This window comes from Candidatus Krumholzibacteriota bacterium (genome assembly GCA_016931295.1).
In the GTDB taxonomy this organism is placed as follows: Bacteria; Krumholzibacteriota; Krumholzibacteriia; order Krumholzibacteriales; family Krumholzibacteriaceae; genus JAFGEZ01.
Window position 1 is genome coordinate 1 of record JAFGEZ010000028.1, and the last position, 11,992, is coordinate 11,992.

Consider the following 11,992-nt stretch of genomic DNA (forward strand, 5'->3'; position numbering starts at 1 on the left):
CCGCGAGAGGTCCCCCTCGCCCACTCCCAGTTCGGCGGCGATGCGCGTCGTGTCGATCAGGCCGGGCGGGAACCCGATCCGGTCGGCGAGGACGGCGTCGATCGCCGGCCCGTCGATGCCCGCGGCGAGCAGGCCGAGTTCGTACGGATCGCCCGAGCTCGGCCCGTTCCCCGCCATCGCCACGATCCCGTCGACGATCGTCACCGAGGGGGTGACGAGCTTGTAGAGATGGACGAGCATCTCGGCGAAACGGCCGGGCTTGGGGTAGAGCTTGTGCTGCTCGGACTTGCGGAAGCCGGGGATCGCCCCGAACATGTTCTTGACCGCGCCGGTCATCAGGGTCAGCGAGTGGGTCTTGAGCTTGGCGACGTTGACGATGACGTCGGCGTCGAGCACCGGCTTGGCGACGAAGAAGGTGTACGCCCCGAAAGGGACGCCCCGCGAGCCGGAGGCCTCGAAGTTGACCAGCTCGACGCCGGTCCGCTCGGCCATGGCCGCCATCCCCGAGTTCTCCCAGACGCGCCGGACGCCGCGCACGGCGCCGCCGGGGGAATCGCCGACGACCGGCTTTCCTCCCGCCCGGCGCACCGACTCGACGACCGCCGCGACGAGATTGGGGTGCGTGGTGATGGCGCGTTCCGGGGCCTTCGCGGAGAGGAGGTTCGGCTTGACGAGGACGCGCTGGTCGGGCTTGACGAACGAAGCCATCCCGCCGAGCGGGTCGAGCACGCGCTCGAGCGCGTCGGCGACGCGCGAGGGCTCGTAGTCCCCGCATCGCGCGAGGACGACCATGCTCTTCTCTCCGCCGCTCCGGATCACGGGGCATCTCCTCGTCTCTTCCGGCCGGGGGCGATGGCGTACAGGCCGACCCCGCACCGCTCCACCACCCCGCGCATCTCGAGCTCGAGCAGGAGGGGCAGAATCACGACGGCCGGAATATCGCAGATTTCCGCAAGTTCATCAATATGTTTCGGTTCGAGATCGAGCGCCGCGACGAGCCTCTGCGCCTCCCCGCCCGGCAAGAGTCCGTCGCGGGACGCGGTCTCGTCGCCGCCGGTCTCGATCTCCCCACCGCCGGACGCCTCCACCCCGCCGCCCGTCTCGATCTCCCCATCGCCGGACGCCTCCACCCCGCCGCCCGTCTCCGCCTCCCCGCCATCCTCCGCGCGCGCGGCGGCGCCGAGGGCGGGGATCGCATCGAGGACGTCCGCCAGGCTCTCGACGAGCGCGGCCCCGTCGCGGAGAAGCCGGTGCGGGCCGCGCGAGCCGGGGTGATCGACGGGGCCGGGGACGGCGAGGACCTCCCGCCCCTCCTCCGCGGCGAGCGCCGCGGTCACCATCGCCCCGCTCCCCTCGCCCGCCTCGACGACGACCGTGCCGAGGGCGAGGCCCGCCAGGATGCGGTTGCGCCGGGGGAAGTGGTGGCGGAGCGGCGGCGTGCCGAAGGGGAACTCCGAGACGAGGCAGCCCCGGCGGGCGATCTCGACGGCCAGGTCGGCGTTCTCGCGCGGATAGGCCACGTCGATCCCGCAGCCGAGGACGGCGACGGTCCCCCCCTCCTCCTCGAGCGCGCCGAGGTGGGCCGCCGTGTCGATCCCGCGCGCCAGCCCGCTGACGACGGCCACGCCGAGCCGCGAGAGTGCTGCGGCCAGCTCGCGGGCGACGACGCGGCCGCGCCGGCTCGCCGCCCGCGAGCCGACGATGCAGACAACCGGGCGGGCGGCCGTCTCGATCGCCCCCGAGACGAAAAGGAGCGGCGGCGGATCGGACGTCTCGGCGAGAAGCGGCGGATACCCCGGCTCGCCGAGCGACACCGCGCGGCAGCGGTCGCCGTCGATGCGCCGTTCCCAGGCGGCGGCCAGCTCGAGGTCCGGCGGGCCGGGCGGCCGCCCGAGGATGCGGCAGAGCCACTCCCTTCCCTGAACCGTCTCGAGCATCGCCGCGATGCGTTCGGGGGACAGCCGCCGGGACAGGCGGCGCCACGAGCCGGCGCCGACGCCGTCAGACGAGAGGATGCGCAGCCACGCGCGCGACAACCCCGTACATCCCATCCTCCACCTCCCCTGCACGGGCCGCACCGGAACGCGAACGGGGCGTGCGGCCTCATCGTCCCGCCGCGCGCCCCGTGCTTCGCCAGTCTACCACCGCCGCTGCCGTCGCCGCGAGGAATTTCCTGCGCCGCGGCCCGGTCGCCGGAGCCTTCACCGCCGCGCCGCAATCGCTGCCGCGAGTAATTCTCACCGCCGCGCCTCGTCCGCGGATTCTCTCACCGCCGCGCCGCGTCCGCGGATTCTCTCACCGCCGCGCCGCGTCCGCGGATTCTCTCACCGCCGCGCCGCGTCCGTCTCCTCGAGGCAGACCCGGATGAACTCGGCGAGCGACCACGCCTGGCTCGTCGCCCCCCCGAACTCCTCTTTTCCCGCCTCGTACCGGCCGTCCCTGATCTCGCGGAGGCTCCCCACGCAGGCCTCGTCGAGGATCTCGTCCACGAGGGGTTGCACGAGCGCCCGCGCCTCGTGTGCCCGCCCCGCCGCGCGCAGGCAGGTGACGGCCGGCCCCATGAGCCATTCCCAGACGTCCCCGTTGTGGTAGGCGGCGTCGTAGTAATACCGGTCGAGGTCGAGGTGGCGCGGCTTGAAATCGGGATCGGCCGGATCGAGCGAGGCGATGCCGTGCGGGAGGATGACGGGCCCGCACCCCCGCATGACCGTCTCGATCTCGCCGACCGTGAGGAGCGGCTCGGCCTCGACGGCCCCGGGGCCGCTCGCGGGGATCTCCCGCCAGTCGAGCGCGACCCAGCAGGCGAGGATCGCGTTCGGTCTGAGCTGCCCGTCGGCCGATCCGTCCGCGTTCAGGTGGTCGACGAGGGAGCCGCCCGGCCCGCCGATGAACCGCCTCCTGAAATCCGTCTGCAGGTCCGCCGCCCGCCTCGTCCACGCGGCGGCCAGCCGCCGGAGCCCTGCGGCCTCGGGCGGCGCGCCGCCCGCCGGCCGCGCGGCCTCACCGCTCTCCACGCGGCCAGCGAGCGTCCGCGCCCAGGCGGCGCCGACGAGGAGCCCGTGGCGGAAGAGAACCTGCACCTCGACGGCCCGGTCGCCGCGCGGCGAGTAGGGATTCTGCTCGCCGCCGGCGTCCATCCACGTCTCCCCGTCGCCGTGCACGAGGAAGCCCTCGTCGTCGACGGCCGTCTCGAGGGCGCCCGCGACGGCGAGCTCGACGGCCGGCCAGGCCTCGGCGAGGAAGGCCGCGTCCCCGGTCGCTAGCCAGTACTTCCACGCCGCCCGCACGAGCCACCACGTGCCGTCGACGCCGGCGTACTGGAGATGTTCCGGGTCGACGATGTTGGGAAAGCGCCCGAGCCGCATCGAGCCGGGATCGCGCTGCTGGTAGGTCATGAAGGAGAGGAGCACCTCGCGCGCGACGTCGTGGCGGCGCGTGGCGAGCAGGGCGCCGGGCAGGCAGATGAAGGAATCGCGCCCCCAGTAGGTCGGGAACCAGTGGAACCCCGCGTAGATCCCCCGCCCCCGCTGGTTCATCACGAGGTTGTCCATCGAGGCGACGGCCCAGCGGAAGGCCTTCGCCAACCGTTCGTCGTCCGCCCTGAATCCCGTCCGCTCGACGATCTCCTCGATCCGCCGGAGCCTGGCCTCGGCGAGCTCGTCGAAACGCCCGAGGATGCGAGCGGCCTGCTCGGCCGCCTCGTCTTCCGTGTCGCCGAGACCGACGGCGAAGGTGACCGGCCCGCCGTCCGCCTCGAACAGGAGCCGCCCCGGCGTGAAGGGATGCGTTTCGGCCATCGCCTTGCGGGCGGCGTCCTTCGCGTACCGCGCCGTCTCGAAGCGCTCGACCGGCTCGTAGCGGAGCGGGCAACCGGCGGTGACGGTGATCCACGCGGGGCGGCCTGCCGGGGCCGGTTCGTCGGCCCGCGAGACGAAAAGCACGTTCCCCCTCGCGTCCCAGAAGATCCGGTACTCGGGACGCGGCGTCTCCCAGATGAAACGCATGTCGGCGACCGGCGTGAAGGACGCGTCTCCGGCGGCCAGGTTGGTCACGCGGACGAGGAGGCCGTTCTCTTCGTCGGGAAGGAGGATCTCCTCTTTCACGCCGCCTGGGTACTCCCGCACGAGGACGTGCGGATAGGCGCGCGCTTCGGCCGTCCTCGGATCGAGCGGGCGGCCGCCGGCCGCGATCTCCCAGCGGTCGAGGTACTCGTGCATCGACGAGAAGAGCCCGTGGTAGCTCCTCGTGTGGATATTCGTCGCCTCGCCGCTGAAATGGGTGGCCTCCTTGTTCGTGTAGACGAACTCGCGCAGCGCGCCCGGCTGCACGCGGATCTCCCAGCGTTCCGTCATCCGATTGTCCGCGGCCATCGGCGCCGCACCTCCCCGACCCGCCGCCGGCAGGAGAAGCCCGGCGAGCAGGATCGTCGTCGCGATCGATCGAGCGTTCATGAAAACCCCCTTGCCGCCCACATCCTACCCGATGCCTCCCCGCCGCCGCCACGCATTTCCGCCTGGCGACGGGCGGCCGGCGGACAACCGATTTTCCGTTGACCCGCCCCGCCGGGGCGCGGTAGATTGCCGGGGGAGGTCTCCATGGCACAGGTCAGATTCGTCGATGCGGAGAAGATCTACGACGGGGGAGTCGTCGGCGCCACCGGCATCGATCTCTCGATCGAGGACCGCGAGCTGCTCGTCCTCGTCGGCCCCTCCGGATGCGGCAAGTCGACGGTCCTGCGCATGATCGCCGGCCTCGAGGACGTCACCTCGGGCGACCTCTTCTTCGACGGCACGCGCGTCAACGACATGTCGCCGCGCGACCGCAACGTGGCGATGGTCTTCCAGAACTACGCCCTCTACCCGCACATGTCCGTCCACGACAACATGGCCTTCGGCCTGAAGCTCAGAAAGCTCCCGAAGGAGGAGATCCGCTCGCGGGTGGACGAGGCGGCCGCGATGCTCGGCATCGACGGGCTGCTCGACCGCAAGCCGAAGGCCCTCTCCGGCGGGCAGCGCCAGCGGGTGGCCTTGGGACGGGCGATCGTGCGCAAGCCGAGCGTCTTCCTCTTCGACGAGCCCCTCTCCAACCTCGACGCGAAGATGCGCGTCCAGATGCGCGTGGAGATCCGCAAGCTCAATCTCCAGATCGAGACGACGATGGTCTACGTCACGCACGACCAGACCGAGGCGATGACCCTCGGCGACCGGCTCGCCGTGATGAACGAGGGACGCATTCTCCAGGTGGGCACCCCGCTCGACCTCTACAACCGGCCGGCGAGCATGTTCGTGGGCGCCTTCATCGGCTCGCCGGCGATGAATTTCGTCGAGGGGGAGATCGACGGCGACTCTTTCCGCACGTCCTTCACCGCCTTCCCCGTCCCCCGGCGCTACCGCGCCGTCCCGGCCGGCCGCCAGCTCGTCCTCGGCGTGCGGCCGGAGGAGATCTATCTCGGCGACGGCGGCGCCGAGGCGGACGCCGCGTCGATGCACCCCTGCCCCGCCCGCGTCGAGGTCGTCGAGAGCCTCGGCAACGAGTCGATACTCTACCTGGATTGCGGGGGTCAGAGGATCGTCGCCCGGGAGGACCCGGGGATCCGCACCCGCCCCGACGAGAAGGTGGAGATCAGGTTCAACCTCGACCGGGTGCACCTCTTCGACAAGGAAACGGGGAAGGCGCTGCCCGTCGCCTGACACGTCGCACGCCCTCCCGACCCACGCCGGCATCAGACCATCGGCCCGCCGCCCCTCCCATACCGCCGGATCTCGTCGTCCCGCTCGTCGAAGGAGGAGGAGAGGAAACCGTCCTCGTCGTATGCGGGATCGTCCATCAGGCGAAGCAGCAGGTAGGCTTCGTCGCGGACCCGCACCTCGTACTCGACCTCGATCGGCTTGTCGGTCTGGAGGGGAATGACATCCCGGTCCGCGAGCAACAGGATCAGCGGATCCCGGAGCTCCCTGGCCGCGGCGGCCTGCTTTTCCTCTCCCTGAGCCGTATGGACGGTCCAGAGCAGGTCGAGCAGGTTCCCCCGCCACGAGGCCCCGGACTTCGAGAACCCCTCCGCCAGGGCCTGCGCGTACCCCCGGTCGAAGAGGCACAGCATCTCCCTGGCCCGCGCCGCGAGCCCCGGAGCCCCGTCGTGCATGATGCCGACGAGGATCGACGCGGCCGCCGGATCGTCCTTGATTTCGCTCCTGAAAAGGAGCGACGAATCGAAATCCGCGATGCGGTCGTCCCGCAGCAGGGAGAGTATGACCTGTGCGTCGGCGCTCATCGCCCCTTCACCTCATTTCAGCGTGACGACCCGGCCGGAGCCCGGAATCGCGTTGAGCCTCCGGCAGATCTTCTTCGCATCCTTCGCCTTCCTCGGATCGAGACCGCGAAGCACGAGTTGGAGGAAAACGTGGGTGGTCGACGCGGATGCCGGCCTCGTCGTCAAAAGAAATCGCGTCTTCCCCTTCACGGCGATCCTCTTCCTCCGCAGCGCGGCGTAGAAGTGCCGCTTGCTGGAGCAGGAGTTCACGAAGAGGGCGCCGCACGCGAGACCCGTCGCGTCGAGGTCGCCCGAGCCGACCTTCACCATCGTTTCGAAGTCGGCGCCGCGCTTGATCGTATACCAGTAGTGCCTCGTTGCAAGCGTTCTCTCGCCGAGACCGTTCGTCAGCCGGGCGATAGCGGGCTTGCAGGAAGCGAGGCTGCGCCTGGCGAACCTGATCGTTCCGCACGTTGCGGCCGTCTTCTTCGCGATCGGCCTGGCGGCGAGCTTGAACACGTTCCTGACCCATGCCCGGGCGAAGAATGTCTTCGGGGGCGTCTCGGGATATTCCGACGGCGCGACGCAGTGATGCAGGATCTCCTCGATGCATGGCACGTTGACGGCGTCCCATCCCATCCTGAAATGATCCCCCATCGGGTTCGATGCCGAGTTCGGCGGATCCTTGCATATCTTGAAGCCCGAACCGCAGAACGCCGGCCCCTGTCCGTACCGGGAGTGCCCGTCGTACACGACGACCGCACCGCCGGCATCGAGGGCTTTCCGGAAAGCGGCCTTCTCGAAGACCAGGTCGATGTCGATCTTCCGCTTCCCCTTCTTGTACCTGTACCGGAGAGGTGATGCCGAGACCTTCGTCACGGATGCATGGCCATCCAGGAGAGTCGTGACATCGGAACAGTCGTTCCAGTCGCGCACCTGGCAACCGAACGCGATGATTACTTTCTCGACCGGCACCGTTCGCTCCGCGGTTCGGGGTCACGTACCTTCGATTTCAAGGGTCTCGTAGACGAATCCGTCGGTCGGCAGCGTGATCTCGAACTCGTCGATCACCGGATAGATGCCGGCCGGGGTCGCCGGATCCCCATCTCCCACATCGGACCCCACCGTTACGTAGTCGGGGCCCGCGCAACCGAGCGCTCCCTGCCGATCGCGGACCTCATCGATATCCTCCAGCAATCCCTTGAGCGGGTTTCTGGATGGATCGTACCCGTGCCTGCCTTCCACGTGCACCGACAGCCACTCGACGGCCTCACGCTCCCTCCCGGGATTGATGGGAAGGCAGACCCGCACCCACGGGCTGTTGAGGAACGAGTTCCGCCGCATGTCCCCGTCGAGCTGGATGCACCAGCCGAGCGAGACCCCCATCGGGGCCGGCTCGGATTCCGCGGTGATCTCGTACGCCTCCCGCCCGAAGCTCGTCGACACGGGCGAGTACCGCGGCCGCCACCAGGACGGATGCGTGTAGACGAATATCCCCTCGATATCGAAGTAGCGGTGGAAGTACTCGATCTCGAGCGGCACCGGCTCGGCCGGATCGTCGCCCCGGCCGAAGAGCTGCGAGATCATGCGATTCATGATCTCGTAGCGCTCCTCGCGCCGGAGATCGATGGCGGGCCGCGCCTTGATCTTGCTCCGCTCGGTGATGAGCGTCTTCTCTCGCTGGAACTGTTCCTCGAGCAGTTTCTGCTCGATCTCGTGGACGAGTTGCTGCCGTTTCGCTTCCCACTCGTCGAGCACTTCCTGCGCCGGATCCCAGGCGTAGGTGTAGTTCACCGACACGCTCGCAGAATCACCCGGGAGGATCACGATGTTGATCGTGTAGGTGTTTGTGTTCGGATCCCAGCCGGGCCCCCACTGGATGTCGTTCTTCGGCGAGGGTGCGTAGTCCTCCTTCCCGCCGCCCTCGAGATCGGTGATCGAGTCGATGCTGACCGCGGTCACCATCCGGTCAGCGCCGGGGTTGATCACGACCGTCACGAAATATCCGTGGTCGGAATCCCGCGCTATGACCGAGCTCGTGGAACCGGTATCGGTGCCGCCGCGCGGCCGCGGCGGGCATCCTGGTGGCAGCTCGGGAACCGAAACAGGTTCCGCCTCCCGGAAATGGACGAACCTGCTGCGCGCGAGCCCATCGCCCGGGTTCCTGATGTACAGTTGCCAGACGAGGCGCGGGCCGAGATCCTGCACCTTGACGAGCACCTTCCCGAGCACCCGCCGGAGCCCGTAGCTGACCGGGTGCTCCGACTCGTTCTTGATGAGGCGCCTCGTGAGGTTCTTCTCGGTCGTCTCCTCGTAGTCCCGTGTCTTGATCGTGTAGCTTTTGCGGATCCGCTCGGAGGCGCGCGTGGTGATCTCCTTCACCCGGCGTGACGTTTCCTCGCGGTTGCGCTGCGTCGAGGAAGAGAGCGAAGCCGATGCGGACGCTCCCGCCTGCCAGACGCCGATGGAACCGGAGGCGTTTGCGGACATCGACGCGGAGGCGTCCCTCTGGATCATGGAGGAGACCTTGTCGGAGATCTCATCGAGGTTCTTGCTCTCGACCGCCTTCTCGCTGACCGACTCGTAGCCGACCTCGACGATCTCCTCGTGGATCTGCTTCCTGGTGGTCTCGTAGACCACCTCGAGGGTCTCCAGCGGCGCGACGGTGAACGCTTCCTCGATGGGACCGACTCCCTCCTCGAGGTTGAAGTACAGCTGCCGGTAGAAGTGCGCGATGCCGATCGGTGACAGCCCTTCCTCCAGGATCTTCGGCGGCAGGAATTCGTAGGTCTTGTATTTCGTGGCGCCGTTGAGGGCCGACCTGATCGCCTCGGCGGGAGGCTTGTCTTCCGCTATGGCATGATCGACCGCCTTGACGAGCGCGTCGTAGAAAAAGACGCGACAAGCGTGGAAATCGAAGTCGTCATCCACGGCGCCGAGGCGCCCGTTGAGGACGGTGGGCAACGTCCGGCCGGCGGTCTGCCAGAGCGGCCGGTGCTCTCCCGCTGTCTTGCCCTTCCGGCGGAACATCCGGGACAGGAAGGTGCCGCTCCGCTCCTCGTCCTCCACCTCCCGGATAACGCGCATGACGCCGTGGGGATATACGGTGTCGCCGATCCTGACGGCCTCGGGGAATCCCTTGATCTTGACCGGTTGCACCTCGCCCTCGGCGATCGGATAGCCGAGGGAATCGACGTACATGCTCTCCACCTTCGTACCGGCCGGCAGGCGGCTCGCCGCGGAGGCCGGCATCCGCTCGCGCGGTCGGTTCACATACAGCGCCGCCGCCGTCGGGGCCGAGGACCGTGCAACCATGTACTTGCCCTTCTGCGAGCGCCAGGCCATCATCCCGGCCATCTGGAACAATGCCCAGTCCGAGAGCCATGTGATGATCAGCGGTTCGTACGCCGCCACGACGATCGAGGCATACGCGTCGCCGAAACGCTTCAACTCGGTGGTCATCGCGCACTCCTTTCCTCGCACGCGAACCGACGACGGCGGCCGATCGCCGACGCCATCCGTTTCGCAGGTTTAAATTTTCAGATAATGTTGCTAGCCGCTGGAGGAGAGCATACCATCATTCTCTATCTATTGCAAGGAAATAATATAGAGGAACATGCACTGTATGCTTCAATTTACACTAGTAAACTATTAGTTACACTCTTGAGGCGTCCGTTCCGGCGCGGTATCCATCTGATACTTATGGCGAAACGGATTTCCAGGAGGGCGGTGAGCCGTCAGTGGACCGTGTCGTCCCCCGGCTGCGCCCGCTGGAAGGTCTCGGCGGGATCCTGCCGGTAGTAGAGACGCATGGCATCGTAGAGATCGGGGTGCTCCTCCTCGAGGTCGAGGGGGAGCTCGAAGAAGTACTCGGTGACGACGGCGAAGAACTCGGCGGGGCTTTCGGCGGCGTACTCGTCGATGAAGGTGTCGTACCCCTCCTCCACGTCCTCGACGAGCTCGCGGTACTCCCGGTCCATCACGGCGGTCCAGGCGGAGAGATCGCCGTCTGGAAGATACCCCGCCCCGGCTGCGCGCGTCGCCTCGTCGTCGAGCTGGTGCGCGAACTCGTGGAAGACGACGTTCACGCCGTCGGAGGCGTCGGCCGCGTCCTCGAGGACGACGTCCCAGGAGAGCACGAGCGCCCCCTCCCCCCACGACTCCCCCTCGCGCGTCTCGAATCCCTGCGTGACGATCCCCGAATCGTGGTACTCCTCCACGGGAGAGGAGAACTCGCCGGGATAGACGAGGATCGAGTCGAGGCCGGGGAAGACGTCCGTCTCGCGGTGCAGGAGCAGTATGCAGGCGAGCGAGGCGATGACGACCCGCACGGTGTCGTTCATCTCGAGCCCGCCGCACCCCTCGAAGCGCTTCTCGTCGAGGAAGATCCGCACGAGGCCGAGGAGCTCGAGCTTGTCCGCCGTGGAGAGCAGGTGCCAGTAGGCGACGCGCCGCTCGATGACCTCGAGCCAGCGCGGCGGGAAGGCTTCGCGCTTCAGCGCTTCCCTGCGTTTCTTCCGTCGTCCGAACATGGGGTGATATCGCCACCTTGCCATATGCCGAGAACGTGAATCCTGACTGCCGGAGGATGATAGCACTTATCTTCGATCAGATGTCAAGGTTCCTGCCCGATCCGCGCCCTCGAGCGGTTCAGGCGGACGAGCCGTTGGCATGACGTCGATATCGTGTATCTCGAATCCACATCACGGCGAGGAGGCACGCGATGATCGCGTAGAGCGCCGTGCGAACGGCGTCAGCTCGAAGCGATGGATCGAGGAACTCTCCGCTGAAGTTGACCATGAAATGCAAGATGATCGCCGCGATCGTGCTTCGAGTCGCCTCCCATATCCAGGTGTAGAGGAACGTCGTGCTGAAAGCCGCTACAAGATACAGCCAGAATCCGGGCGTGAACACGCCGAGTTTCGACTGATAGGAACCGCTCAGCCAGAAGAGCGGAAGGTGCCAGACGATCCACACCGAGGCGAGAACCAGGGTCGCTGGAAGCGGTCCCATGCGCGTCCGCAGCAGCGGCAGCCCGAAGCCGCGCCAGGACAACTCTTCCGGAAGTGGCCCGAAGAAAAGAAGAAACGCTGCCATGGCCGCGAGTTGACCGGGCGCGGCCGCCTGCCGCAGAAACGGACCCGTCGCTGCTCGATTTCCGAGTGCGAGATCGATCAGCACGGACAGGCCCGTGACTGCGAACGGGATTGCGACGATCATGATCCACGGCCGCATCCCGAACCGAAGACGCGTCAGCCTCGCAGAGTAGCCCGTCCTGGATGACGGGGAGGCGAGGAGCACGAAGATGACAGTGACCGCGAACAGCGCACCGCCGCCGACGTACTGCAGAACCCGCGCCGTGGCAGGATGACTATCGGAGATGATCGCCGCGGGCACCCATGCCGACCAGGTCGCCACGACCGCCGTCGCAAGGTATGCACACGAGGAACTCGAAAGCCGTCGGAACAGGGTACTCTTGTTGCTGTGGGCATATTCACGATCCAAAGCTACCCCCTCGCGCCACCGAACGGCACCGCGAATCGACGGTGGGCGGGAGCGTGCTCACGCGAACGCCCATCCTCCACAGACTCAAGATAGATGTTTCTGCGGGTGCGCGTCAAATGCCATCACTGTACACATAACTGTATAAATAGGCTGGACTTCCCCTGGTTTGCTAGACACCTGATAGGTTACAATTGAGCCTAAAGGAGGGAGTCCGTGAGCAGCAAGCGATATTCGCCG

General features: G+C 67.4%; 9 protein-coding genes. 1 reads left to right on the forward strand and 8 read right to left on the reverse strand.

The annotated features are described in order from the left end of the window. From JW876_07195 to JW876_07205, 3 genes are all read right to left on the reverse strand, one after another. A partial coding sequence (locus JW876_07195; GenBank protein MBN1885288.1) for a DUF362 domain-containing protein occupies positions 1–819 on the reverse strand: 819 nt, incomplete at its 3' end. Next, on the reverse strand, positions 816–2,051 hold the full coding sequence (dprA, locus tag JW876_07200; protein MBN1885289.1) for a DNA-processing protein DprA: 1,236 nt from the start codon (positions 2,049–2,051) through the stop codon (positions 816–818). The genes dprA and JW876_07195, both read right to left, overlap by 4 nt. A 273-nt stretch (positions 2,052–2,324) precedes the next feature. Continuing rightward, positions 2,325–4,451 (reverse strand): hypothetical protein, encoded by a 2,127-nt coding sequence (locus JW876_07205; GenBank protein MBN1885290.1) that lies wholly within the window; start codon positions 4,449–4,451, stop codon positions 2,325–2,327. 144 nt (positions 4,452–4,595) lie between these two features. On the opposite strand from JW876_07205, the gene ugpC reads away from it, so the two are divergent. After that, positions 4,596–5,690 (forward strand): sn-glycerol-3-phosphate ABC transporter ATP-binding protein UgpC, encoded by a 1,095-nt coding sequence (gene ugpC / locus JW876_07210; protein MBN1885291.1) that lies wholly within the window; start codon positions 4,596–4,598, stop codon positions 5,688–5,690. 32 nt (positions 5,691–5,722) lie between these two features. On the opposite strand, the gene JW876_07215 is transcribed toward ugpC, so the two are convergent. The 5 genes from JW876_07215 to JW876_07235 form a co-directional block, all read right to left on the reverse strand. Further along, positions 5,723–6,271: a hypothetical protein gene (locus JW876_07215; protein MBN1885292.1), complete on the reverse strand. Its 549-nt coding sequence runs from the start codon at positions 6,269–6,271 to the stop codon at positions 5,723–5,725. 12 nt (positions 6,272–6,283) lie between these two features. Continuing rightward, on the reverse strand, positions 6,284–7,225 hold the full coding sequence (locus tag JW876_07220) for a hypothetical protein (protein MBN1885293.1): 942 nt from the start codon (positions 7,223–7,225) through the stop codon (positions 6,284–6,286). A gap of 21 nt (positions 7,226–7,246) precedes the next feature. Continuing rightward, positions 7,247–9,712, reverse strand: a complete 2,466-nt coding sequence (locus JW876_07225) for a hypothetical protein (GenBank protein ID MBN1885294.1) — start codon at positions 9,710–9,712, stop codon at positions 7,247–7,249. Positions 9,713–9,987: 275 nt separating this feature from the next. Continuing rightward, complete coding sequence (locus JW876_07230; GenBank protein ID MBN1885295.1) at positions 9,988–10,782, reverse strand: zinc-dependent peptidase; 795 nt, start codon at positions 10,780–10,782, stop codon at positions 9,988–9,990. 118 nt (positions 10,783–10,900) lie between these two features. Then, positions 10,901–11,668, reverse strand: a complete 768-nt coding sequence (locus tag JW876_07235; GenBank protein MBN1885296.1) for a CPBP family intramembrane metalloprotease — start codon at positions 11,666–11,668, stop codon at positions 10,901–10,903. Positions 11,669–11,992 lie beyond the last annotated feature (324 nt).